Consider the following 24,224-nt stretch of genomic DNA (forward strand, 5'->3'; position numbering starts at 1 on the left):
GCTAGCTTCGGCGCATGCCGCCCTCCTCTTTTCTCGCCTTTCTCGACCGCTGCCGCACCCTCGCGGTTCCCTGGCTGCTCGCCCTGGTGCTGGGCGGTTGCTCGACGCTGGACTACTACGGGCAACTGGCCGCCGGGCAGTGGCAGTTGCTGCGCGCCCGCGAGCCGGTGGCGCGCATCGTCGCCGACCCGGCCCGTGACCCGGCGTTGCGCCAGCGCCTGGCCCTGGCGCAGGAAGCGCGGGACTACGCCAGCCAGCAGCTGGCCCTGCCGGACAACGGCAGCTACCGGGTCTATGCGAACATCCACAGGCCCTTCGTGGTGTGGAACGTGTTTGCCACGCCGGAGTTCTCCCTGGCGCCGGTCACCCACTGCTTCCCCATCGCCGGCTGCGTGGCCTACCGCGGCTACTACCAGCAGGGCCGGGCCCGGGGCGCGGCAGCGCTGATGCGCGAGGACGGCTTCGACGCCTGGGTCGGCGGCGTGGAGGCCTATTCCACCCTCGGCTGGTTCGATGACCCGATCCTCAGCAGCATGCTCGGTTGGGGCGAGGATCGGCTGGTGGCGGTGATCTTCCACGAGCTGGCCCACCAGCGGCTGTACGTGACCGACGACAGCGCCTTCAACGAGTCCTACGCCAGCTTCGTGGAGCGCGAGGGGCTGCGCCAATGGCGCGCCGCGCGGGGCCTGGCGACCGGGGAGGACCCGTCCCTGCGCCAGCGCGAGCAGTTCACCGCGCTGGTGCTGGCCAGCCGCGAGCGGCTCCAGGCGCTCTATGCCAGTGGTCGCCCGGACGCCGAGCTGCGCGAGGCCAAGGCCGCCGAGTTCGAGCGCTTGCGGCGCGACTACCGTGCCCTGCGCGATGGCCCCTGGGGCGGCGTGGGGCGCTATGACGGCTGGATGGCGGGGCCGATGAACAACGCCAAGCTGTTGCCTTTCGGCCTCTACGACCGCTGGGTGCCGGCCTTCGCCGCGCTCTATAGCCAGGCGGACGGCTGGAGCGACTTCCATGCCCGGGTGGCGGCGCTGGCAGCCCTGCCGGTGGCGGCACGGGAGGCGCGCCTGGCCGAGCTGCAGGCGGCGAACTCCGCCCCGGCGGCTCCGGTCGAATGACAGCGGATTCGAGACAAGGGAGAGACGCACGATGAAGCGGTGGATGCTGGTGATGCTGTGTGGCCTGGCCTCGGGCGCGGCGATGGCCGCGCCCAAGCCGTGCGAGGAGCTGAAGGCCGAGATCGAGGTGAAGATCCAGGCCGCCGGGGTGACGGCCTACACCCTGGAGATCGTGCCCGCCGGCGAGGTGGAGGACCCCAACATGGTGGTCGGCTCCTGCGAGAACGGCACCCGCAAGATCCTCTACCAGCGCAACGGCAACTGACTTCAGCCGAAGGCGCGGTCCAGCTCGCCGAGGGTGGCGAAGTAGTAGGTCGGCGCCTCGGCCATCAGTTCCTCGCGGCTGCCGAAGCCATAGCCGACGCCGGCGGCGTGCAGCCCGTTCTGGCTGGCGCCGATGAGGTCGTGCTTGCGGTCGCCGATCATCAGCGTGTCCGCCGGGTCCAGCCCCTCTTCTGCCAGCAGGTGGGCGATCAGCTCCACCTTGTGGGTGCGGGTGCCGTCCAGCTCGCTGCCGTAGATATGCCGGAAGTGCCGGTCGAAGCCGAAGTGCCGGGCGATCTCCCGGGCGAACACGGTGGGCTTGCTGGTGGCGATGTACAGGGTGCGGCCCTGCTGGGCGAGGCGCGCGAGCAAGAGGTCGACGCCGTCGAACACGCGGTTCTCGTAGAGGCCGGTGACCTTGAAGCGGTCGCGGTAGTGGTTCACCGCGTCCCAGGCGCGTGCCTCGCTGAGGTCGTAGGTCTGCATGAAGCACTGCAGCAGCGGCGGGCCGATGAAGTGCTCCAGCTGCGCCAGGTCCGGCTCGTGGATGTCGAGCTGGGCCAGGGCGTACTGCACGGAGCGGGTGATGCCCTCGCGCGGGTCGGTGAGGGTGCCGTCGAGGTCGAAGAGGATGTTCTGGTAGCGCATGCGGTCCTGCTGTCTGGAAGGGGGCGGCTCAGGCGCCGGGGTGTTCGGCGAGGTGGTGGTCCTTCAGCTTCACGTAGTTGGTGGCGCTGTAGGTGAAGAAGGCCTTTTCCTTGTCGGTCAGCGGGCGCGCCTGGCGCACCGGGCTGCCGACGTAGAGGTAGCCGGTGACCAGGCGCTTGCCCGGCGGCACCAGGCTGCCGGCGCCGAGCACCACGCCGTCCTCGATCACCGCGCCGTCCATCACGATGCAGCCCATGCCGATCAGCACGCGGCTGCCGATCCGGCACCCGTGGAGCAGGGCCTTGTGGCCGATGGTCACGTCGTCGCCGATCTCCAGCGGGAAGCCGTCGGGGTTGAACGGGCCGGCGTGGGTGATGTGCAGCACGCTGCCGTCCTGCACGCTGGTACGGGCGCCGATGCGGATGCGGTGCATGTCGCCGCGGATGACCGCCAGCGGCCACACCGAGCTGTCCTCGCCCAGGTGCACGTCGCCGATCACCACGGCGGACGGATCGACGAAGACCCGCTCGCCCAGCTGGGGCGACAGGCCGCGGTAGGCTCTAATCGGGCTCATAGAAAGTCCTGTGGCTGTGGTGGAAGGCGATTGTAATTAAGATGCGGCCCACACGGTTCGGAGAACCCTCTGGCACGTCGGTTTCCGGCTGTCGGAACACTATTTCTGCAAAGCTGTCAAGAATCTGGCATACTGGCTGGCCGCCTTTGGATAAGGAGAGTGTCATGTCCACCCTGCGTATCAGAGCTTCCGCACGTAAGGCTGAAGCCGAAGTGGCCCTGGAAACCCGTGCAACCCTCGATGATCAGGTCGCAGCATTCCTGCGCCAGGGAGGGGAGATCCAGAAGGTCGCCAAGGGGGTCAGCGGTTTACCACAGAACGGCGCCTGGTCCATGTCGCGGACCAGCAAGAAAAAGTGATTCGTCGAGGGGGCCTTGCGCCCCCTTCTTGTTTTTCCGAGCCTAGAACCCTTTTCCAAGACGCTACAGGTGAATGCCGTGAGTTCCAGCAATCCCCTCCTGCAAGATTTCGACCTGCCCCCCTATTCCGCCATCAAGCCCGAGCACGTCGAGCCCGCCGTCGACCAGATCCTGGCCGACAACCGCGCCGCCCTCGCTGCGCTGCTGGCCGGGCAGGACGGCACCCCCAGCTGGAAGGGCCTGGTGCTGGCGCTGGACGAACTGGGTGAGCGCCTGGGGCGTGCCTGGAGCCCGGTGAGCCACCTCAACGCCGTCTGCAACAGCGCCGAACTGCGCAACGCCTACGAGGCCTGCCTGCCCAAGCTGTCCGAGTACTGGACCGAAATGGGCCAGAACCGCGCCCTGTTCCAGGCCTACGAGGCCCTGGCCGCCAGCCCCGAGGCCGCCGGTTTCGACGTGGCGCAGAAGACCATCCTCGAACACGCCCTGCGCGACTTCCGCCTCTCCGGCATCGACCTGCCCACCGACAAGCAGCAGCGCTACGGCGAGATCCAGATGAAGCTCTCCGAGCTGGGCAGCCGCTTCTCCAACCAGCTGCTGGACGCCACCCAGGCCTGGACCAAGCACGTCACCGACGAAGCCGCCCTCGCCGGCCTCACCGACTCGGCCAAGGCGCAGATGAAGCAGGCCGCCGAAGCCAAGGGCCTGGACGGCTGGCTGATCACCCTGGAATTCCCCAGCTACTACGCGGTGATGACCTACGCCGACGACCGCGCCCTGCGCGAAGAGGTCTACACCGCCTACGCCACCCGTGCCTCCGACCAGGGCCCCAATGCCGGCCAGAACGACAACGGCCCGGTGATGGCCGAGATCCTCGACCTGCGCCAGGAGCTGGCCCGCCTGCTGGGCTTCGCCCACTTCGCCGACCTGTCCCTGGCCACCAAGATGGCCGAGACCACCCCCCAGGTGCTCGGCTTCCTGCGGGACCTGGCCCAGCGCAGCAAGCCCTTCGCCGCCCGCGACCTGGACGAGCTCAAGGCCTTTGCCGCCGAACGTGGCGTTGCCGACCTGAAGAGCTGGGACGTCGGTTACTTCAGCGAGAAGCTGCGCGAGCAGCGCTACAGCATTTCCCAGGAAACGCTGCGCGCCTACTTCCCCATCGACAAGGTGCTCACCGGCCTGTTCGCCATCGTGCAGAAGCTCTACGGCATCGAGATCCGCGAACTCAGCGGCTTCGACACCTGGCACCCGGACGTGCGCCTGTTCGAGATCCGCGAGAACGGCGAGCACGTCGGCCGCTTCTTCTTCGACCTCTACGCCCGCGCCAACAAGCGCGGCGGCGCCTGGATGGACGGCGCCCGCGACAAGCGCCGCAACGCCCGTGGCGAACTGGTGGCCCCGGTGGCCAACCTGGTGTGCAACTTCACCCCGGCCGTCGGCGACAAGCCCGCGCTGCTGACCCACGACGAAGTCACCACCCTGTTCCACGAGTTCGGCCACGGCCTGCACCACCTGCTCACCCGCGTCGAGCACGCCGGTGCCTCCGGCATCAACGGCGTGGCCTGGGACGCCGTCGAGCTGCCCAGCCAGTTCATGGAGAACTGGTGCTGGGAGCCGGAAGGCCTGGCACTGATCTCCAGCCACTACCAGAGCGGCGAACCCCTGCCCCAGGACCTGCTGGACAAGATGCTGGCGGCGAAGAACTTCCAGTCCGGCCTGATGATGGTCCGCCAACTGGAGTTCTCCCTGTTCGACTTCGAACTGCATGCTACCCATGGCGACGGCCGCAGCGTGCTCGACGTGCTGGAAGCGGTGCGTGACGAAGTGGCAGTGATGCGCCCACCGGCGTTCAACCGCTTCGCCAACAGCTTCGCGCACATCTTCGCCGGGGGTTACGCCGCCGGTTACTACAGCTACAAGTGGGCTGAAGTGCTCTCCGCCGATGCCTTCTCCAAGTTCGAGGAAGAAGGCGTGCTCAACCCGGCCACCGGCCGCGCCTTCCGCGACGCCATCCTCGCCCGGGGCGGTTCCCAGGCGCCCATGGTGCTGTTCGTCGACTTCCGTGGTCGCGAGCCCTCCATCGACGCCCTGCTGCGCCACAGCGGCCTCACGGAGGACGCGGCATGACTGCCACGCCGAAGCGCTTCATCGCCGGGGCCGTGTGCCCCGCCTGCAGCGAGATGGACAAGATCCAGATGTGGGACGAAGACGGCGTGCCGCACCGCCAGTGCGTCGGCTGCGGCTACGCCGACACCCTCAACGCCCAGGGCCAGTCGGTGCCCAAGGAGCTCGGCACCCGGGTCAACCAGGCCAAGCCCAAGCCGGCCGACCCCAAGGTGCAGAGCGTGCAGTTCTTCCCCAATCCCAAGCTGAAGAAGTCCAGCGAGTAGCGACAAGGCCAAGGAGGGCGTCATGTGGCACCTGGTATGCGGTGACAACGCGGCCGAAGGCGTCGGCATCGTCCTCGGTGATTCCGTGGCCCATGAGTGGCTGCGGGTGCTGCGTGACGACCTCGCCGTCGGCCCGCTGAAGGACATCGAGCAGCCGCCCTGCGCCCGCCGCGCCGCCTTCTGGCGGGCGGTCTGGCCGGAGGGCGTGCACCCGATGCCGGACTTCGAGCGTGACCTGGGAGCGGATGCACAGTGGCTCGCCGGGTTGGCCGATCAGGACCATGGGGTGACCGTCTGGCACGGCGACAGCGCCTCCGAGCAGTTGCTGCTGGCCCGCGTTGCAGCGGTGCTGGAGCACAGCGACCTGCCGTTCTGGGAAGTGCCCTGCGGCAGCGGCGACAGCAGCGTCACCCACCGCCGCGCGGTGGCCATGCACACGCCGACCGACCTGGCCGAGCGCTACCTGCCGAGGCAGGTGGGGCCCGAGCGCCGCCATTACCTGGCGACCCAATGGCGCAGCGTGCTGGTCGAAGGTGCCGGCATCCGCCGTTGGCGGCAGGAGGTCTTCCATGGCGAGGACTTCAGCTTCATCGATGCCGATCTGCTGCAGCATTGCAGTTCCGACTGGCAGCCACTTGTGCGGGTGATGGCCGACGTCATGGCCAGCTGCGATGGTTTCTTCGCCACCGACTTCTTCCTCTTCTGGCGGGCGCGGGAACTGGCCGCCCAGGGCCGGGTCGAGATCGGTGGTGAGCCGGCCGCCAACGGCTACGGCAACCTTCGGGTGCGTCGCCTGCCGGGCTGATCCCAGCGGCGCTCCTTCCCCCTTCGCAGCGCACAGGAGGTGCCATGCACGGCCCCGACCCTCGCAACCCGCACCCCATGGCGGGCTTCCCCCAGGTCTGCTTCATCCGCAACACGGTGAGCAACCCGCAGATCGAGATCGGCGAATACACCTACTACGACGACCCGGAGGATTCGGAGCACTTCGAGCGCAACGTGCTCTACCTCTTCCCCTTCATCGGTGACCGCCTGGTGATCGGGCGCTTCTGCGCCATCGCCCGTGGGGTGAAGTTCATCATGAACGGCGCCAACCACAAGCTCTCCGGCTTCTCCACCTACCCCTTCCAGATCTTCGGCGGTGGCTGGGAACACCACATGCCCGACCTGTCGGAGTTCCCCAACAAGGGCGACACCCTGATCGGCAACGACGTGTGGATCGGCTACGAAGCGCTGATCATGCCTGGGGTGAAGATCGGCGACGGCGCCATCATCTCCTCGCGCTCGGTGGTGACCCGCGACGTGCCGCCCTACACCGTGGTCGGCGGCAACCCGGCCGAGCCGCTGAAGCAGCGCTTCCCCGATGCGGTGGTGGAGCGCCTGCTGGCCATCGCCTGGTGGGACTGGCCGGTGGAGAAGGTCAGTCGGCACCTGGCGGCGATCATGGCGGCCGACCTCGATGCCCTGGAGCGCTGCGCCCGCGAGGCGTGAGGCGAACTGCGTCACTTCCGCCGTGCTGTCGCCTTGCCCGGACGCGGGGCCGGGAGTAGTTTTCCCGGCTGTGCCGCCGCGCACAGGGAGCTGCAGCACGACGCAGCGACAGCGCAAGGAGATTCCCCCAGTGCCCACCTTCACCCGAAACAACAAGCCGGTCGTCGGCACCCTCGACCTCGTGGTTGGTAACACGTTGCGACTGAAGCTCAACGGCCTGGGGCCGGGCAAGAAGCACTACCGCATCAAGAGCGCCAACGCCTGTCTGGAAATCACCCAGAACGCTAACGACCGTCAGGCCGAGCAGACCCTTGCCATCAAGGCGCTGCGCGCATGCGAAGGGGTTCGGGTCGAGGCCTTTTCCGCCGTCGACGACCTGCCGTCCGGCATCCATGTGGTCATCAACGTTCTGGAAGCGCTCCAACTACCCGATGGCAAGACCGACGAGGGCTGTCTCGCCCGCCTGCTGCTGGCCGAATCGGTGGTGCCGCCGAATGCCGCTGGCCTGGAGGAAGCGCTCTACTCCATGCAGCTGATGCGCCAGGTCATCGAGAACCGCATGGCATTTTCCGAGCCGAAGCACTTCGGCAAACCCGCCGGCAAGACCATGACGGCGTTCATCACCGCCAAGGACCCGCTGCAGTTCGAAGGGTTCGGCAACTACCCCGCCATCGGCTCCAAGCAGGTCAAGGTCGACGGCTACGTGAAACTGGCCAACGACGGCTCCGACCTGCGCTTCGCCTTCCTGCGGCAGCATGTGCAGAACGCTCTGGACGTTGCAGCGGGCAGAAGCGTGGCCAAACCCTACAAGCCAGCGCTCTACGCCTGGATGACGGCTGGCAACGATCCAGGCGGCTACTTCGTCAAGGCTCTCGATAAGGGCGGGCAAGTGTTCTTCAGCCTCCAGCAGGCTTTCATCGACAACCCCAACAACCCGGGTAAACCGAAGAAATGAACAGTTCACGCCTCACTGGATGGCTTTCCAGCACACTGCTTTTCGTTGCGCTCGGCGCCTGCGCGGCTGGCGCCTTCGGGCCGTCGATCTATACCGACCAGGTGGCCCGCTTCGACATCAACGCCGACAAGGCCTTCGCCAACCCCGAGCAGGACATGCGCTACCTGCTGGTGCAGGCCCAGCGCAACGACCGGCCCAACCACTTCTGCGTGGTCGGCTACCAGTGGGCGGACGGCTCGCGCAAGGCGGCGGTGCACTGGCAGGAGGGCGAACGCATCGTCCTCTGGGGCGGCAAGTCCGGCTGGGGCGATGAGTTCAAGTACGCCGACTCCATGGCCATGGCCAACTCGGTGGACCTCAAGAACGGCCTGGTGGACACCGACGAGCAGCGCTTCGGCAGCAGCTTCCTGCAGCTGCGCGCCTCCGCCGAAGGCACGCTGGCCGACTGCAAGGCCCATGGCCGGCAATACCTGATCGAGCCGTTCACGCCGCCGAGCGAGGACGAATAGGGCTTTCCGACGAAAACCGTCTGGCGCATGGCGCTGTCTGAATATACTGTTCATACATACAGTATTTTCGGAGTACCCCGCCATGTCCGTCACCCTCCCGCCCCGTGGTCGGGGAACCGGCAGCAACCCCTACAACCGCTTCGCCCCGACCCTCTCGGTGGCCGAGGACGACGGCTGGTACCAGGAGGTGCCGCCGACCCGCGCCACCGAGGTGCGCATCGAGACGGCCAAGAGCATCATCGCCCGCAACCAGTCGCCGGACCTGCCCTTCGACCGCTCCATCAACCCCTACCGTGGCTGCGAGCACGGCTGCATCTACTGCTACGCGCGGCCCAGCCACGCCTACTGGGACCTGTCGCCGGGCATCGACTTCGAGACCCGGCTGATCGCCAAGACCAACGCCGCCGCCCTGCTGGAGCAGCAGCTGAGCAAGCCCGGCTACCAGTGCGCGCCCATCGCCCTGGGGGCCAACACCGACCCCTACCAGCCCATCGAGCGCGAGCACCGCATCACCCGCCAGGTGCTGGAGGTGCTGCTGCGCTACCGCCATCCCCTGACCATCGTCACCAAGGGCTCGCTGCTGCTGCGCGACCTCGACCTGCTGACCCAGCTGGCCGAGCAGCGCCTGGTGAAGGTGATGATCAGCCTCACCACCCTCGACGATGAGCTCAAGCGCATCCTCGAACCGCGCGCGGCGGCGCCCTCCGCGCGGCTGCGGGCGATCCGCGTGCTGCGCGAGAACCGCGTGCCGGTGGGCGTGCTGTGCTCGCCGATGATCCCGATGATCAACGACAGCGAGCTGGAAAGCCTGCTGGAGGCGGCCCGCGATGCCGGCGCGCGCAGCGCCTCCTACATGCTGGTGCGCCTGCCCCGGGAGGTGGCGCCGCTGTTCGAGGAATGGCTCCAGGCCCACTACCCGCAACGCGCGGCCCACGTGATGAGCATCATCCGCCAGTGCCGGGGCGGCGAGGTGTACGACAGCCGCTTCGGCAAGCGCTTCACCGGCGAAGGCGCCTTTGCCGCGCTGCTGGCCCAGCGCTTCGCCGTGGCCATGCGTCGCCTGGGGCTGGAGAGGCGCGGTGACGTGGCGCTGGACTGCTCGCGCTTCTGCCCGCCCGGCGGGCAGATGGCCCTGCTGTGAGCGATGGGATGAACGGCACGGGTTTTACGCGCCCGGTGTGTGACCGCAACGCGCCGAACGGTGTCCTGTAGGGGGTCGGATAAATCCGACCGTATCGGTAAAGTAATCCCACTTACCCCTACAGAGTCCAAGGCGAACGAGGTCGGCATGAGCGACGAGCACGATACCCCGCAACCCCAGGAAAGCGCCGAAGAAGCGCTGCGCAACATCGTCGAAGGTTTCCAGCGTTTCCGCGACCAGGTCTATCCGGAGCAGGAAGAGCTGTTCAAGCGCCTGGCCCATGAGCAGAAACCTCGCGCCATGTTCATCACCTGCGCCGACTCGCGCATCGTCCCGGAGCTGATCACCCAGAGCTCGCCGGGCGACCTGTTCGTCACCCGCAACGTCGGCAACGTGGTGCCGCCCTACGGCCAGATGAACGGCGGCGTCTCCACCGCCATCGAGTTCGCCGTCATGGCCCTCGGCGTGCACCACATCATCATCTGCGGCCACTCCGACTGCGGCGCGATGAAGGCGGTGCTCAACCCCGAGCAGCTGGAGCGCATGCCCACCGTCAAGGCCTGGCTACGCCACGCCGAAGTGGCCCGCACCGTGGTCGCCGAGAACTGCGGCTGCGCCAACCACGAGACCCTGGGCGTGCTGACCGAGGAGAACGTGGTGGCCCAGCTGGACCACCTGCGCACCCACCCCTCGGTGGCCGCACGCCTGGCCAGCGGGCAGCTGTTCATCCACGGCTGGGTCTACGATATCGAGACCGCCGCCATCCGCGCCTACGACGCCGAGAGCGGCCGTTTCCGCACCATCGGCGACGGCCCGCTGCCGATGGCCACGCCCCGCGCCCGCTACCTGTAAGCCCCAGGCGCCCCGGCTGCGGCCGGGGCGCTGCGGGTCTCCTCCCTCTTCCCGTTCCCGCTGTTCCCCCTCCGTTTCGCACCCTTCCCGGCGCGTTGCGCCCTTGGCCGACGCTGGCGGCGTGCCATCGTCCGCTCGTCTGTAAACCGCGTGCCAGAGCGGTTTATTCAGGTTGAGTTAAGGCTCGCGATTAAGGTCTGTAGGGGCTTCGACCGCCTAGTTGAAGCGCCATCCGCCAACCCGTGGCGGAGCCCACCGGGCATGACGCCCATCCGACCTTCAGGAGGACCCATGAAACAGGACATTCACCGCATTCGACCCGGGCAGTCTGCCGGCCTCGGCGGCCACCCCGCCGAGGCCACCTTCGCCGCGCTGGTTGACGGTTGCCGGCGCTTCCGCGAGCAGGTATTCCCCGAGCAGCGGGCGCTGTTCCAGCGCCTGGCCCGCAGCCAGGCACCGCGCACCCTGTTCATCACCTGCGCCGACTCCCGCGTCGCCCCCGAGCTGATCACCCAGAGCGCCCCCGGCGACCTGTTCGTCACCCGCAACGTCGGCAACCTGGTGCCGGCCTACGGGCAGATGAATGGCGGCGTCTCCACCGCCATCGAATACGCCGTGCTTGCCCTTGGCGTGCAGCACATCATCGTCTGCGGCCATTCGGACTGCGGCGCCATGAAGGCGGTGCTGGCCCCCGAGACCCTCGGCCCCATGCCCACCGTGCGCGCCTGGCTGCGCCATGCCGAGGTGGCCCGCAGTCTGGTGGAGCGCAACTGCACCTGCGCTGCCCACGACACCCTGGGCGTGCTCACCGAGGAGAACGTGGTGGCCCAATTGGACCACCTGCGCACCCACCCCGCCGTCGCCGCCCGCCTGGCGGCCGGCCAGCTGTACATCCATGGCTGGGTCTACGACATCGAGACCGCTGCCATCCGCGCCTACGACGCCGAGACGGGCGGCTTCCGCCCGCTGGAGGAGGCCAGCGCGAGCATGGCCACCCCGCGTCCCCGCTACCTGGCGTCCTGACGCCCGCCCCTTGCCACGGCACCCGCTGGGCTGCCGTGCCCCTTGCTGCGCTCAGGAGAATTCGCCATGCGCCTTGCTGAACTCAAGAACACGTTGCCACGGGAGGCGCTCGCCTCGGTGGTGGTCTTCCTCGTTGCCCTGCCGCTGTGCATGGGCATCGCCATCGCCTCCGGCATGCCGCCGGCCAAGGGCCTGGTCACCGGCATCATCGGCGGCCTGGTGGTGGGCTGGCTGGCCGGCTCGCCGCTGCAGGTCAGCGGTCCGGCGGCCGGGCTCGCCGTGCTGGTCTTCGAACTGGTGCGCGAGCACGGCGTGGCCATGCTCGGGCCGATCCTGGTGCTGGCCGGCGCCCTGCAACTGCTGGCCGGCCGCTTGCGCTTGGGCTGCTGGTTCCGCGTCACCGCCCCGGCGGTGGTGCAGGGCATGCTGGCCGGCATCGGCATCCTCATCGTGCTGTCCCAGGTCCACGTGATGTTCGACGCCAGCCCCCAGGCCTCCGGCCTGGACAACCTGCTGGCCTTCCCCGCCACGTTGCTGGAGGCGGCCCGCCAGTTCGGCCCCGGCGGCGACCTCGATGCCGCCCTGCTGGGGCTCGGCACCATCCTGGTGATGCTGGCCTGGGAACGCCGGCGGCCGGGCGCGCTGCGCTTCCTGCCCGGCGCGCTGATCGGCGTCGGCCTGGCCACCCTGGCGGCCAGCGGGCTCGACCTGCAGGTGAACCGCGTGCAGGTGCCGGCCACCCTCGGCGAGGCCATCGACTGGCTGCAGCCGGCGGACCTGCTGCGCCTGGCCGATCCTCAGCTGCTGCTGGCGGCGCTGGTGCTGGCCTTCGTCGCCAGTGCCGAGACGCTGCTCTCCGCCGCCGCCGTGGACCGCATGCACAGCGGCCCGCGCTCCGACCTGGACCGCGAGCTGTCGGCCCAGGGCGTCGGCAACCTGCTGTGCGGGGTGCTCGGCGCGCTGCCGATGACCGGGGTGATCGTGCGCAGCTCGGCCAACGTCCAGGCCGGCGCGCGGACCCGCCTCTCGGCGGTGCTGCACGGCGCCTGGCTGCTGGCCCTGGTGGCGCTGCTGCCGGGCCTGCTGCAGCAGATCCCCATCGCCAGCCTGGCCGGTGTGCTGGTCTACACGGGGATCAAGCTGGTGGACTTCAAGAGCCTGCGCGGCCTCGGCCGCTATGGGCGCGCACCGCTGGCGATCCATGCCGCCACGGCGCTGGGCATCGTCGCCTTCGACCTGCTCACCGGGGTGCTGATCGGCTTCGGTTTGACCCTGGCCAAGCTGGCCTGGAAGGCCTCGCGGCTGAAGATCGTCCTGGCGCCCATCGGCCCGAACGAGGCGGAGCTGCGCCTGGTGGGCGCAGCCACCTTCCTGCGGGTGCCGCAGCTGGCCGCGACCCTGGAGGGCGTGGCACCGAGCATGCGGCTGCACGTACCGCTGGACCGGCTCAGCTACATCGACCACGCCTGCATGGAGCTGCTGCAGGACTGGGGCCGCAACGCCGAGCGCCAGGGTGGCGAGCTGTGCATCGAGGCGCGCGGGCTCAACCGGCGCCTGGAGGGGCGACGGCTGAGCCTGCGGGGGCGGACGGTCTGAGGGTCAGGCGGTGGCGCAGGGCGCCGGGTCCAGCTGCAGTTCGACGCCGAGCTGGCGCGACAGGCAGGGCCAGCGCTTCCACGCCGCCTCCACCTTCGGGTCGTGCAGCCGCGCGCGGTACTGCTGCACCGACTCGCGCTGGAACACGCCCGGGTCCAGCATGCCGTCCACCGCCAGGTGGACGGCCTCGTCCAGCTGGTTGGCGAAGGGCTCGCCGATGAGCTGGTGGGCGATCAGGTTGGCCACCGTGGTGTCCAGCGGGATCAGCGGCTCGCCCAGGTGGGCGATGTAGCGGTCGTTCACCTCCTCCACCAGGCGATGGGCCAGGTAGGCCTCGTCCAGCAGGCCGTCCAGCCCCTCGTGCCCGTGCACCACGCTGGGCGGCTGCAGGAAGAAGTGCTCGGCCACCTTCAGCACCGGCTTCACCTCCGCCTCGATACCGGCTTCGGCCGCGACGCTGGCGGCGGCGTCGAGCACGTCCGGCACCTGGTCGATGTAGGCCGCGACGAAGCGCGAGAGCACCCCGTGGGCATCATCGCCGGGCAGGCGGATGGCCGGGTGCAGGCGGGACAGCTGGGCATCGAGCAGGCGCGCCAAGTGGCCGTGGACGGCTTCCTGGGCGTGGGCCTGGCGGATCAGTTCGCGCAGGGCGAGGGTGTTCATGACTGCTCCTGATTCAGGACATGGATGGGAAGAACAGACCTTAGCCTGCCGTGGCCGGCGGCTAAGACCGGATTGTCATAATCGCGTAACGCTTATGCATCCAAGCGATAACGGGTCCCATTTACTTTACCAGCGAAGCCACGCCCGGCGCGGTCTGCAGCGTTGGGAACGTTCCGCGCAGGATAAATTTCCCCGCGAATTGCCAGGTCGGACCCCCTGTCTATACTCCGACCCGAAGGCGTTACCTGATGACACCCGACTGTGCACCACGTGCTAGAGGTCGGCCGTTAAAGTCAGCCGTATTGACGACCGTCCCCCAGCCGCTGGCCCAGCCGGCGGGAAGAACAAGAACGATAAGGGGAACCCGCAATGATGCGACATCCGCGTGCCTGGATGGGATTCCTGCTGTGGTTGACGTTGACCCCGGTCCAGGCGGCCTGGACGGTCAACATGACGCCCGGCGCCACTGAAGTCAGCCAGACCGTTTTCGACCTGCACATGACGATCTTCTGGATCTGCGTCGTGATCGGCGTGGTCGTCTTCGGCGTGATGTTCTGGTCGATGCTCGTCCACCGGCGCTCCACCGGCCAGGAACCGTCCCACTTCCACGAAAGCACCACGGTGGAGATCCTCTGGACCGTCGTGCCCTTCGTGATCCTGGTGGCGATGGCGGTGCCGGCCACCCGCACCCTGATCAACATCTACGACACCTCCGAGTCGGAGCTGGACATCCAGATCACCGGCTACCAGTGGAAGTGGAACTACAAGTACCTGGGCCAGGACGTGGAGTTCTTCAGCAACCTGGCCACGCCCACCGACCAGATCCACAACAAGGCCGAGAAGGGTGAGCACTACCTCTTGGAGGTGGACGAGCCGCTGGTGATCCCGGTGGGCACCAAGGTGCGCTTCCTGATCACCGCCGCCGACGTGATCCACTCCTGGTGGGTGCCGGCGCTGGCGGTCAAGCGCGACGCCATCCCCGGCTTCGTCAACGAGGCCTGGACCCGCATCGAGAAGCCCGGTCTCTACCGCGGCCAGTGTGCCGAGCTGTGCGGCAAGGACCACGGCTTCATGCCCATCGTGGTCGAGGCCAAGTCCCGCGAGGACTTCGCCAAGTGGCTCGACGAGCGCAAGGCCGAGGTGGCCAAGGTCAAGGAACTGACCGAGAAGGACTGGACCCTCGACGAACTGGTGGCCCGTGGCGACAAGGTCTACCACACCACCTGCGCCGCCTGTCACCAGCCCGAAGGGCAAGGCATGCCGCCCATGTTCCCGGCGCTCAAGGGCTCGAAGATCGCCACCGGGCCGAAGGAAGGCCACCTCGACATCGTCTTCCACGGCAAGCCCGGCACCGCCATGGCCGCCTTCGGCAAGCAGCTGTCGGAAGTCGACATCGCCGCCGTGATCACCTACGAGCGCAATGCCTGGGGCAACGCCAAGGGCGACATGGTCACGCCCAAGGAAGTCCTGGCCCTCAAACAAGCCGAGGAGAAATGACATGAGTGCAGTGATCGATCCGGACCACACTGGTCACGATCATGCCGGGCATGATCACCACCACGGCCCGGCCAAGGGCCTGATGCGCTGGGTGCTCACCACCAACCACAAGGACATCGGCACCATGTACCTGTGGTTCGCCTTCACCATGTTCCTGGTGGGTGGCTCCATGGCCATGGTGATCCGCGCCGAGCTGTTCCAGCCCGGCCTGCAGATCGTCGAGCCGGCCTTCTTCAACCAGATGACCACCATGCACGGCCTGATCATGGTCTTCGGCGCGGTGATGCCGGCCTTCGTTGGCCTGGCCAACTGGATGATCCCGCTGATGATCGGCGCGCCGGACATGGCCCTGCCGCGCATGAACAACTTCAGCTTCTGGCTGCTGCCGGCGGCCTTCGGCCTGCTCATCAGCACCCTGTTCAGCGCCGGCGGCGGGCCCAACTTCGGCTGGACCTTCTACGCCCCGCTGTCCACCACCTATGCGCCGGAGAGCGTCACCTTCTTCATCTTCGCCATCCACCTGATGGGCATCAGCTCGATCATGGGGGCGATCAACGTGATCGCCACCATCCTCAACCTGCGTGCCCCGGGCATGACCCTGATGAAGATGCCGCTGTTCGTCTGGACCTGGCTGATCACCGCCTTCCTGCTGATCGCGGTGATGCCGGTGCTGGCCGGCTGCGTGACCATGATGCTGATGGACATCCACTTCGGCACCAGCTTCTTCAACGCGGCAGGGGGTGGCGACCCGGTGCTGTTCCAGCACGTGTTCTGGTTCTTCGGCCACCCCGAGGTGTACATCATGATCCTGCCCGCCTTCGGCGCGGTCAGCTCGATCATCCCAGCCTTCGCCCGCAAGCCGCTGTTCGGCTACACCTCGATGGTCTACGCCACCGCCTCCATCGCCTTCCTCTCCTTCATCGTCTGGGCGCACCACATGTTCGTGGTGGGCATCCCGCTCACCGGCGAGCTGTTCTTCATGTACGCCACCATGCTGATCGCCGTGCCCACCGGGGTGAAGGTGTTCAACTGGGCCACCACCATGTGGCAGGGCTCGATGACCTTCGAGACACCCATGCTGTTCGCCGTGGCCTTCGTCATCCTCTTCACCATCGGCGGCTTCTCCGGGCTGATGCTGGCCATCGCCCCGGCGGACTTCCAGTACCACGACACCTACTTCGTGGTGGCCCACTTCCACTACGTGCTGGTGCCCGGCGCCATCTTCGGCATCTTTGCCTCGGCCTACTACTGGCTGCCCAAGTGGACCGGCCACATGTACGACGAGACCCTCGGCAAGCTGCATTTCTGGATGAGCTTCATCGGCATGAACCTCGCCTTCTTCCCCATGCACTTCGTGGGGCTGGCCGGCATGCCCCGGCGCATCCCGGACTACAACCTGCAGTTCGCCGACTTCAACATGGTGTCCTCCATCGGCGCCTTCACCTTCGGCGCCACCCAGCTGCTGTTCCTGTTCATCGTCATCAAGTGCATCCGCGGCGGCAAACCCGCCCCGGCCAAGCCCTGGGACGGTGCCGAGGGCCTGGAATGGAGCGTGCCCTCGCCGGCGCCGTACCACACCTTCAGCACCCCGCCCGAGGTGAAGTGACATGGACGGCGAGCTGGGAACCCGCCGCCTGATCCTGCGCCTGCTGGTGCTGGTGGTGGCGATGTTCGGCTTCGGTTTCGCCCTGGTGCCGATCTACGACGTCATGTGCGTCGCCTTCGGCATCAACGGCAAGACCAACGCCAGCGCCTACGAAGGCAGCCAGGTGCAGGACGCCCAGCGCCAGGTGCGCGTGCAGTTCCTCGCCACCAACGCGGCGGACATGACCTGGGAGTTCCGCTCCAAGGCGGACGACCTGGTGGTGCACCCGGGGGCCAGCAACGAAATGCTGTTCATCGCCCACAACACCACCGACAAGCCCATGACCGCCCAGGCGATCCCCAGCATCTCGCCCTCCAAGGCCGCTGCCTATTTCCACAAGACCGAGTGCTTCTGCTTCACCCAGCAGGTGCTGCAGCCGGGTGAGCGCATCGAGATGCCGGTGCGCTTCATCGTCGACCGCGACCTGCCGGCGGACGTGCACCACCTGACCCTCGCCTACACGCTGTTCGACATCACCGCCCGCAAGCCGCCAGTCGCCAGCAACTGAGGCGCGCAAGGAGAACGACACGATGGCTAGCCACGAGCAGTACTACGTCCCCGCCCAGAGCAAATGGCCGATCATCGCCACCATCGGCATGCTCGTGACCGTCTACGGATTGGGCACCTGGTTCAACGACCTCAAGGCCGCGCGGCCCGAGTCCAACGGCCCGCTGATCTTCTTCATCGGCGCCCTGTGCCTGGCCTACATGCTGTTCGGCTGGTTTGGCGCGGTGATCAAGGAAAGCCGCGGCGGACTCTACAGCCCGCAGATGGACCGCTCGTTCCGCTGGGGCATGAGCTGGTTCATCTTCTCCGAGGTGATGTTCTTCGCCGCCTTCTTCGGGGCCCTGTTCTACATCCGCATGTGGTCCGGTCCCTGGCTGGGCGGTGAGGGGGCCAAGGGCGTGGCCAACATGCTCTGGCCGAACTTCCAGTACACCTGGCCGCTGCTGAACACCCCCGATCCCAAGCTGTTCCCTGGTCCCAAGGCGGTGATCGACCCGTGGCACCTGCCGCTGATCAACACCATCCTGCTGGTGTCCTCCAGCTTCACCGTCACCTTCGCCCACCACGCGCTGAAGAAGAACAACCGCAAGCTGCTGAAGATCTGGCTGGCCCTGACCATCCTGCTCGGCGCCAGCTTCCTCGCCCTGCAGGCCGAGGAATACGTGCACGCCTACCACGAGCTGGGCCTGACCCTCGGCTCCGGCATCTACGGCGCCACCTTCTTCATGCTCACCGGCTTCCACGGCGCCCACGTGACCATGGGCACCCTGATCCTCACCGTGATGCTGGTGCGCATCCTGCGCGGCCACTTCGACGCCGAGCACCACTTCGGCTTCGAGGCCGCCAGCTGGTACTGGCACTTCGTAGACGTGGTCTGGGTGGGGCTGTTCATCTTCGTCTACGTGCTCTGAACCGCCCGCAGGCATTACCAGGTGGCGTGGGACACCAGCTGGCCGCTGTAGAAGCCCCAGGCCACCAGCGCCAGGATCGACGCGGCCAGCACCACACGGAGGGTCAGGGCGTTCACCAGGCGGGGGCCCTTGCCGGCGTCCTTGACCAGGAAGAACAGCCCGCTGAACAGGCTGGCCACCATGGCCAGCAGCAACACCAGGATGAGCGCCTTGAGCATGGGGCGACTCCGTCGACAGAAGGGGGACGTCGTGCAGTATAGCCAGCCCTACCCGGGCACCCGGCGACCCCGGGCCCGGCGCTTCCGACCCGGCTGGGGGCCCACCCTGGCGGTGCTCCTGCTGCTGCCTTTGCTGGTCGGCCTGGGCCTCTGGCAGCTCGGCCGCGCCGAGGAGAAGCGCCAGCTGCTGGCTGGCTACGAAGCCCGCCGGCAGGCCGACCCGGTGAGTGTGCTGGACCTGGAGCGCCAGCCCGACCCCGCCTTCATGCGGGTGCGCCTGCAGGGCCGCTTCGACGCCCAGCACAGCCTCCTGCTGGACAACCGCATCCGCAACGGCCGCCCCGGCGTCGAACTGCTGCAACCCTTCTACGACCCCGCCAGCGGGCTCTGGGTGCTGGTCAACCGGGGCTGGCTGCCCTGGCCCGACCGCCGCACCCCGCCGACCTTCGACACCCCCGCCGCCGCCCAGGTGCTCGATGCCTGGGTCTACGTCCCGCCCGGTGCCAGCCTCGAACTGCGCCACGTGGAGAGCCGCGACTGGCCGCAACTGATCAACCAGGTGGACGCCGCCGCGCTCTGGCAGCGCCTCGGCCGTGGCGGCCTGCCCCTGGAACTGCGCCTGGAGCCCGGCAGCGCCGCCTACGACACCGACTGGCCGGTGGTGGCCATGGGCCCCGGACGCCACCTGGGCTACGCCGTGCAATGGTTCGCCATGGCCGTCGCCCTCTGTGCCCTGTACCTCTACCTCGGCATCCGCCAAGCACGGGAGCTTCCTGATGACGCCAGCCCTCGCTCTGCCTGAACGCCCGCGCCGCGCCCGTGGGCGCCTGCAACTGCTGCTGATCCTCGCCGTGGTGATCGGCCCCATGGTGCTGGCCTCGGCCATGTACCACCTGCGCTTCTGGGTGCCTGACGGGCGCAGCTACCACGGCACGCTGATCGGCAACGGCCAGCAGCGCGAAGACCTCGGCGTGCAGGGCGCCGCCGCCCCCGAGCGTTGGCAGTTGCTGGTGACCGCGCCGGCCGGCTGCGCCGCCGACTGCCAGCAGCTGGTCTACCTCGCCCGGCAGATCAACATCGGCCTGGGCCGCGAAGCCAACCGCGCCGACCACGCCCTGGCCCTGAGTGGCAGCCTCGACGAAGTCTTCCGCCAGACCCTGGAGCGCGACTACCCGCGCCTGGCCCGCTACGGCCTGGACCCGGCCGCCTACAGCAAGGCCAGCGGCGGCAGCGTCCCGCAGCTGTGGATCGTCGATCCCCACGGCAACCTGGTGCTGCGCTACGACGGCCAGGTACCCGGCAAGCGCGTGCTCGACGACCTGCGCCACCTGCTGAAGCTGTCCAACATCGGCTGATCCGGCCCGCAGGAGACTGCCATGCCCCGCACCTCCCGACCCGGTTTCCCCCTCGCCGCCGTCGCCACGGTACTGGCCCTGGTGGTGGTGCTGCTCGGCGCCTACACCCGGCTCACCCACGCCGGCCTCGGCTGCCCCGACTGGCCGGGCTGCTACGGCTTCATCGGCGTACCGCAGACCGACGCCCAGCTGGCCCACGCCGAGCGCCACTTCCCCGAAGCCCCGGTGGAAGCGCAGAAGGGCTGGAACGAAATGGTCCACCGCTACTTCGCCGGCACCCTCGGCCTGGCCATCCTCGGCCTTGCGGTGCATGCCCTGGTGCGGCGCGGGCGTGACGGCCAGCCCCTGCGCCTGCCGCTGGTGCTGCTCGGCGTGGTCATCACCCAGGCCGCCTTCGGCATGTGGACGGTCACCCTCAAGCTCTGGCCCCAGGTGGTCACCGCCCACCTGCTCGGCGGCTTCACCACCCTGGCCCTGCTGTTCCTGCTCAGCCTGCGCCTCTCCGGTGCGCTGCCGGCGCTCGGCCTGCCGGCGGGCCTGCGGCGGCTGGCGGCAGCGGCCCTGGTCCTGGTGATCGGGCAGATCGCCCTGGGCGGCTGGGTCAGCTCCAACTACGCGGCGGTGGCCTGCGTCGACCTGCCCACCTGCCACGGCCAGTGGTGGCCGGCGATGGACTTCGCCAACGGCTTCCACCTCACCCAGCACATCGGCCCCAACTACCTGGGCGGCCAGCTGGACAGCGACGCCCGCACCGCCATCCACATGACCCACCGCCTCGGCGCCCTGGTGGTGACCCTGACCCTGTTGGCGCTGGCCTGGCGCCTGCGCGGCGAAGGCCTCGGCCGTCTCGCCGGGCTGCTCCTGGCGGTGCTGGCGCTGCAGGTGGGGCTGGGCATCAGCAACGTGCTCTTCCACCTGCCGCTGCCGGTGGCCGTGGCCCACAACGGCGGCGGCGCCCTGCTGCTGCTGACCCTGGTGCTGGTGAACTACCGCGTGCGCGCCCCAGCCCTGGCAACCGAACCGGGCGACCCCGCCCTGCGCCTGCCTGCCGGCAAGCCCGCCTGACGACAAGAAGAAGGAGAGACGCCATGGCCACGCTGCTCCAGCATGGACACACCCAGGTCCACGCCACCTGGCGGGACTACCTGGAACTGACCAAGCCCAAGGTCGTGCTGCTGATGATCATCACCTCCCTGGTGGGGATGTTCCTCGCCACCCGCGCCGGCGTGGCCTGGGAGGTCCTGGTGTTCGGCAACCTGGGCATCGCCCTCTGCGCCGGCGCCGCGGCGGCGGTGAACCACGTGGTGGACCGGCGCATCGACGCCATCATGGCGCGCACCCTCAAGCGCCCCGTCGTCAGCGGGCGCGTCTCACCGCTGGCGGCCCTGGCCTTCGCCCTGTTGCTGGCGGTGGCCGGCCTGGCCCTGCTGCTGCGCTTCACCAACGAACTGGCGGCCTGGCTCACCCTCGCCTCGCTGCTGGGCTACGCCGTGCTCTACACCGGCTTCCTCAAGCGCGCCACGCCGCAGAACATCGTCATCGGCGGGCTGGCCGGGGCCGCCCCGCCGCTGCTGGGCTGGGTCGCCGTCACCGGCCACGTCTCCGCCGAGCCGCTGCTGCTGGTGCTGATCATCTTCGCCTGGACCCCGCCGCACTTCTGGGCCCTGGCCATCCACCGCAAGGCCGAGTACGCCAAGGCCGACATCCCCATGCTCCCGGTCACCCACGGCGAGCACTACACCAAGGTGCACATCGTCCTCTACACCCTGGTGATGTTCGCCGTCAGCCTGCTGCCCTACGCCATCCACATGAGCGGGCTGCTCTACCTGGCCTGCGCCGTGCTGCTCGGCGGGCGCTTCCTGCAGTGGGCCTGGAGGCTCCACCGCGACAGCCGACCGCACGCCGCCATCGGCACCTTCAAGTACTCTATCGCCTACCTTTTCCTGCTCTTCATCGCCCTGCTGCTGGATCACTACCTGCTGCTGGCGGTCTGAGCCCCCGGGCCCTGAGCAGGTCCTGATGCGTCGCCCCTCGCGCACCGCGCAGCGAGGGGCAGTGCATCCCCGCGTTCGGACGAGCCCCGGCCCACCGGGCCTGATAGGCTTGCCGGCACCGCCCATTCCAAGCGAAGAGCAACCATGACCCGCGTGCAGAAAACCGTATTCGTCCTCATCGCCCTGGTGGCCCTGGTCCTGGGCCTGACCGTGAACAAGGTGCTCAACGGCCAGCGCCAGGCCGACCCCACCCGCCTGCTCGACGCCGGCATCGTCCTGCTGCCCCAGCCGCGCACCGTGCCCGCCATCAGCCTGACCGACCAGGACGGCAAGCCGATCGCCATGAACGAACTGAAGGACAAATGGAGCCTGCTGTTCTTCGGCTACACCTTCTGCCCCGACATCTGCCCCACCACCCTGGCGCAGATGCGCGAGCTCAAGGGCCTGCTGCCCGAGGCCGCGCGTGACCGCGTGCGCATCGTCATGGTCAGCGTCGACCCCAACCGCGACACCCCGCAGCAGCTCAAGCAGTACCTGGGCTACTTCGACCCGGCCTTCCTCGGCGCCACCGGCGAGCTGGCCAGCATCCAGAAACTGGCCAACGCCGTCAGCATCCCGTTCATCCCGGCCGACACCAGCAAGGAGAACTACACCGTCGACCACAGCGGCAACCTGGTGGTGATCGGCCCGGACGGCACCCAGCGCGGCTTCATCCGCGCCCCGCTGAACAACCAGAAGCTCAAGGAACAGCTGCCGGTTCTGGTGACCCCGGCAAGCTGATTCCGTATCGATTTCTTATTTGAAATTGATTCTCAATAAAACTAGGATGGCGCTCCCTTCTCCTGTCAAAGCCAGGGAGCGCGCTTGTCGGAGCCCGATCTCAAGAGCCTGTTCATCCAGCACGCCAAGGCCCTTCGCAGCCTGCTGACGCGCAAGGTACGGGACCCGCAACTGGCCGCCGACCTGGTGCAGGAAAGCTTCCTGCGCCTGGCCGAACAACACGGCAAGGACGCCATCGACAACGGCCCCGCCTACCTCTACCGCACCGCCCACAACCTGCTGGTGGACCATGTGCGCCAGCAGGCCCGCCGGCGCACCGACCTGGTCCCCCAGGAAGCCCTGCACGAGATCGTCGAAGACGCCCCGCCCCTGGACGAACAGGCCGCCGCCGAGCAGCATCGGCGCCGCCTGCGCGAAGCCCTGGCCGAGCTGCCGCCGCGCACCCGCGAGATCTTCCGCCTCAACCGCCTGCACGGCCTGACCCACGCCGAGGTGGCGCGCCAGCTGGATATCTCCGACAGCTCGGTGCAGAAGCACCTGGCCAAGGCCCTCGCCCATGTCATGCAGCGCCTGCAGGACGGCCCGCGGAGCGACTGACGGATGGTTTACGGTGAATGGCGTCCCCGAACGTCAGCCTTCCTATAACGAGAAACGAGAGACCGACGTGATCAGCCAGCACCTGCGGGAGCAGCAAATACGCGAGGAAGCCGCCGACTGGGCGGTGCGCCTCAGCCAGGGCGACCCGGACCCGGCGACGGCCGAAGCCCTAGCGCGCTGGTGCCGGGCCGACCCGCGCCACCCCGAGGCGCTGGCCTTCGCCCAGGCCACCTGGGACGCCCTCGGCCAACTGGCCGACGAACCGGCTGCCGGTGAACCGCCGCGCCGCCGTGCACCCAGGGACGCCGCGCGCCCGGCCCCCCGCATGCGTCGTCGCTGGCGCTGGGCCAGCGGGGTCGCCGCGCTGCTGCTGGTGGCGGTGCTCGGCGTGGACGCGGGCCGTCCGCTGCTGATGCCCCTGCTGGCCGACTACGCCTCCGGCACCGGCGAAGTGCGCCGGGTCACCCTGCCCGACGGCAGCGAGGTGGAGCTGGATTCCCGCAGTGCCATCGACGTCCTCTACAGCGACGGCGAGCGGCGCGTCCGCCTGCTGGCCGGGGAAGCCTGCTTCAGCGTCGCGCCCATGGGTGGCGACGAGCGCCGGCCCTTCGTGGTGGAAAGTGCCGGTGGCACCACCCGCGCCCTCGGCACCCGCTTCCTGGTGGGGGAGCGCGGCCAAGGGGCCTGGGTCGGCGTGCTCGAACACAGCGTCGCGGTTAACCTCGAAGGCGTTCCCGGTGAACGGGTACTGAGCGAGGGCCAGAGCGCCCGCTACGACCGCGTCCAGGGCATCCAGCCGCTGCTCGGGCTCGACCTGCAGCGGGCCAGCAGCTGGCGGCGCGGGGTGCTGGTGTTCGACCGGGTGCCCCTGGCCGAGGTGGCCGAACAGCTCAACCGCTACCGCACCCGCCGCCTGGTGGTCACCGACGCCCGCCTGGCGCGCCGTGAGGTCAGCGGCGTATTCCGCCTCGACATCCTCGACGAGGCCCTCGACACCCTCACCCACGAACTGCACGCCCAGCGCCTGGACGTGCCGGGCGCCACCTTCCTCTACTGACCCTCCCGGGCCCGTATCGACGGGCCTGCGGCCTGCCCTCCCACCCGCGCGGAAATTTCTTTTACTGACTTTGCGTGAGTGGCGCG

General features: G+C 68.4%; 28 protein-coding genes. 24 read left to right on the forward strand and 4 right to left on the reverse strand.

Features of this window, described 5'->3' with window-relative positions; translation table 11 throughout:
- Positions 1–14 precede the first annotated feature (14 nt).
- Complete coding sequence (locus RTK35_RS07020; RefSeq protein WP_316907683.1) at positions 15–1,112, forward strand: aminopeptidase; 1,098 nt, start codon at positions 15–17, stop codon at positions 1,110–1,112.
- A 31-nt stretch (positions 1,113–1,143) separates the two neighbouring features.
- Entirely contained in the window at positions 1,144–1,377 is a 234-nt protein-coding gene (locus RTK35_RS07025) for a DUF1161 domain-containing protein (protein WP_074969896.1), read from the forward strand.
- A gap of 2 nt (positions 1,378–1,379) precedes the next feature.
- On the opposite strand, the gene RTK35_RS07030 is transcribed toward RTK35_RS07025, so the two are convergent.
- Together RTK35_RS07030 and RTK35_RS07035 are read right to left on the reverse strand one after the other, a co-directional pair.
- On the reverse strand, positions 1,380–2,024 hold the full coding sequence (locus RTK35_RS07030) for an HAD family hydrolase (RefSeq protein ID WP_316907684.1): 645 nt from the start codon (positions 2,022–2,024) through the stop codon (positions 1,380–1,382).
- A 28-nt stretch (positions 2,025–2,052) separates the two neighbouring features.
- A complete protein-coding gene (locus tag RTK35_RS07035; protein WP_316907685.1) occupies positions 2,053–2,598 on the reverse strand; it encodes a gamma carbonic anhydrase family protein in 546 nt (181 codons plus the stop codon).
- A 164-nt stretch (positions 2,599–2,762) separates the two neighbouring features.
- Here RTK35_RS07035 and RTK35_RS07040 point away from each other — a divergent pair, with 164 nt between their 5' ends.
- The 11 genes from RTK35_RS07040 to RTK35_RS07090 all read left to right on the forward strand — a co-directional run bounded on the left by RTK35_RS07040 (position 2,763) and on the right by RTK35_RS07090 (position 12,914).
- Positions 2,763–2,957: a hypothetical protein gene (locus RTK35_RS07040; RefSeq protein WP_044410186.1), complete on the forward strand. Its 195-nt coding sequence runs from the start codon at positions 2,763–2,765 to the stop codon at positions 2,955–2,957.
- A gap of 78 nt (positions 2,958–3,035) precedes the next feature.
- On the forward strand, positions 3,036–5,084 hold the full coding sequence (gene prlC / locus RTK35_RS07045; RefSeq protein ID WP_316907686.1) for an oligopeptidase A: 2,049 nt from the start codon (positions 3,036–3,038) through the stop codon (positions 5,082–5,084).
- Positions 5,081–5,347 (forward strand): YheV family putative zinc ribbon protein, encoded by a 267-nt coding sequence (locus RTK35_RS07050; RefSeq protein ID WP_044410189.1) that lies wholly within the window; start codon positions 5,081–5,083, stop codon positions 5,345–5,347. The genes prlC and RTK35_RS07050 overlap by 4 nt, the downstream gene beginning before the upstream one ends.
- Before the next feature lie 22 nt (positions 5,348–5,369).
- Complete coding sequence (locus RTK35_RS07055; protein ID WP_316907687.1) at positions 5,370–6,152, forward strand: DUF1835 domain-containing protein; 783 nt, start codon at positions 5,370–5,372, stop codon at positions 6,150–6,152.
- 44 nt (positions 6,153–6,196) lie between these two features.
- Positions 6,197–6,838 (forward strand): Vat family streptogramin A O-acetyltransferase, encoded by a 642-nt coding sequence (locus RTK35_RS07060; protein WP_279815814.1) that lies wholly within the window; start codon positions 6,197–6,199, stop codon positions 6,836–6,838.
- 130 nt (positions 6,839–6,968) lie between these two features.
- Positions 6,969–7,793, forward strand: a complete 825-nt coding sequence (locus RTK35_RS07065) for a hypothetical protein (protein ID WP_074969907.1) — start codon at positions 6,969–6,971, stop codon at positions 7,791–7,793.
- The gene (locus tag RTK35_RS07070; RefSeq protein WP_316907688.1) at positions 7,790–8,302 is read left to right on the forward strand and encodes a hypothetical protein; all 513 of its coding nucleotides are present in this window, start codon (positions 7,790–7,792) and stop codon (positions 8,300–8,302) included. Before RTK35_RS07065 ends, RTK35_RS07070 begins: the two co-directional genes overlap by 4 nt.
- An 82-nt stretch (positions 8,303–8,384) precedes the next feature.
- Positions 8,385–9,443, forward strand: coding sequence for a PA0069 family radical SAM protein (locus tag RTK35_RS07075; RefSeq protein ID WP_316907689.1), 1,059 nt, complete (start codon positions 8,385–8,387; stop codon positions 9,441–9,443).
- Between the two features lie 147 nt (positions 9,444–9,590).
- A complete protein-coding gene (locus RTK35_RS07080; RefSeq protein WP_044410202.1) occupies positions 9,591–10,295 on the forward strand; it encodes a carbonic anhydrase in 705 nt (234 codons plus the stop codon).
- Positions 10,296–10,586: 291 nt separating this feature from the next.
- The gene (locus RTK35_RS07085) at positions 10,587–11,318 is read left to right on the forward strand and encodes a carbonic anhydrase (RefSeq protein WP_142013194.1); all 732 of its coding nucleotides are present in this window, start codon (positions 10,587–10,589) and stop codon (positions 11,316–11,318) included.
- Positions 11,319–11,384: 66 nt separating this feature from the next.
- Positions 11,385–12,914: a SulP family inorganic anion transporter gene (locus RTK35_RS07090; RefSeq protein WP_316907690.1), complete on the forward strand. Its 1,530-nt coding sequence runs from the start codon at positions 11,385–11,387 to the stop codon at positions 12,912–12,914.
- A gap of 3 nt (positions 12,915–12,917) precedes the next feature.
- Here RTK35_RS07090 and RTK35_RS07095 read toward each other — a convergent pair whose 3' ends face one another.
- Positions 12,918–13,577 carry a hypothetical protein gene (locus tag RTK35_RS07095; protein WP_044410208.1) on the reverse strand — a complete coding sequence of 220 codons (660 nt, stop codon included), beginning with the start codon at positions 13,575–13,577 and terminating at the stop codon, positions 12,918–12,920.
- A gap of 369 nt (positions 13,578–13,946) precedes the next feature.
- On the opposite strand from RTK35_RS07095, the gene coxB reads away from it, so the two are divergent.
- Genes coxB through RTK35_RS07115 form a run of 4 tightly spaced genes read left to right on the forward strand, consistent with a single transcriptional unit; the run spans position 13,947 to position 18,137 of the window.
- The gene (gene coxB / locus RTK35_RS07100) at positions 13,947–15,074 is read left to right on the forward strand and encodes a cytochrome c oxidase subunit II (RefSeq protein WP_074969915.1); all 1,128 of its coding nucleotides are present in this window, start codon (positions 13,947–13,949) and stop codon (positions 15,072–15,074) included.
- 1 nt (position 15,075) lies between these two features.
- Positions 15,076–16,680: a cytochrome c oxidase subunit I gene (gene ctaD / locus RTK35_RS07105; protein WP_074969917.1), complete on the forward strand. Its 1,605-nt coding sequence runs from the start codon at positions 15,076–15,078 to the stop codon at positions 16,678–16,680.
- A gap of 1 nt (position 16,681) precedes the next feature.
- The gene (locus RTK35_RS07110; protein WP_182851391.1) at positions 16,682–17,227 is read left to right on the forward strand and encodes a cytochrome c oxidase assembly protein; all 546 of its coding nucleotides are present in this window, start codon (positions 16,682–16,684) and stop codon (positions 17,225–17,227) included.
- A 22-nt stretch (positions 17,228–17,249) separates the two neighbouring features.
- Positions 17,250–18,137 (forward strand): cytochrome c oxidase subunit 3, encoded by an 888-nt coding sequence (locus RTK35_RS07115; RefSeq protein WP_182851392.1) that lies wholly within the window; start codon positions 17,250–17,252, stop codon positions 18,135–18,137.
- 14 nt (positions 18,138–18,151) lie between these two features.
- On the opposite strand, the gene RTK35_RS07120 is transcribed toward RTK35_RS07115, so the two are convergent.
- Positions 18,152–18,355 (reverse strand): twin transmembrane helix small protein, encoded by a 204-nt coding sequence (locus tag RTK35_RS07120; RefSeq protein WP_044410219.1) that lies wholly within the window; start codon positions 18,353–18,355, stop codon positions 18,152–18,154.
- Between the two features lie 31 nt (positions 18,356–18,386).
- Here RTK35_RS07120 and RTK35_RS07125 point away from each other — a divergent pair, with 31 nt between their 5' ends.
- From RTK35_RS07125 to RTK35_RS07155, 7 genes are all read left to right on the forward strand, one after another.
- Positions 18,387–19,157: an SURF1 family protein gene (locus RTK35_RS07125; protein ID WP_316907691.1), complete on the forward strand. Its 771-nt coding sequence runs from the start codon at positions 18,387–18,389 to the stop codon at positions 19,155–19,157.
- Positions 19,132–19,710 (forward strand): hypothetical protein, encoded by a 579-nt coding sequence (locus RTK35_RS07130; protein ID WP_316907692.1) that lies wholly within the window; start codon positions 19,132–19,134, stop codon positions 19,708–19,710. Before RTK35_RS07125 ends, RTK35_RS07130 begins: the two co-directional genes overlap by 26 nt.
- A gap of 21 nt (positions 19,711–19,731) precedes the next feature.
- Positions 19,732–20,775, forward strand: a complete 1,044-nt coding sequence (locus RTK35_RS07135) for a COX15/CtaA family protein (RefSeq protein WP_316907693.1) — start codon at positions 19,732–19,734, stop codon at positions 20,773–20,775.
- 23 nt (positions 20,776–20,798) lie between these two features.
- Positions 20,799–21,704: a heme o synthase gene (cyoE, locus tag RTK35_RS07140; protein ID WP_316907694.1), complete on the forward strand. Its 906-nt coding sequence runs from the start codon at positions 20,799–20,801 to the stop codon at positions 21,702–21,704.
- Between the two features lie 144 nt (positions 21,705–21,848).
- Entirely contained in the window at positions 21,849–22,484 is a 636-nt protein-coding gene (locus RTK35_RS07145) for an SCO family protein (RefSeq protein ID WP_044410236.1), read from the forward strand.
- A gap of 84 nt (positions 22,485–22,568) precedes the next feature.
- Entirely contained in the window at positions 22,569–23,081 is a 513-nt protein-coding gene (locus RTK35_RS07150; protein WP_316907695.1) for an RNA polymerase sigma factor, read from the forward strand.
- Positions 23,082–23,148: 67 nt separating this feature from the next.
- Complete coding sequence (locus RTK35_RS07155; RefSeq protein ID WP_316907696.1) at positions 23,149–24,138, forward strand: FecR family protein; 990 nt, start codon at positions 23,149–23,151, stop codon at positions 24,136–24,138.
- The last annotated feature ends 86 nt before the right edge of the window (positions 24,139–24,224 follow it).

This window comes from Pseudomonas sp. zfem003 (genome assembly GCF_032621675.1).
Classification (GTDB): Bacteria; Pseudomonadota; Gammaproteobacteria; order Pseudomonadales; family Pseudomonadaceae; genus Metapseudomonas; species Metapseudomonas otitidis.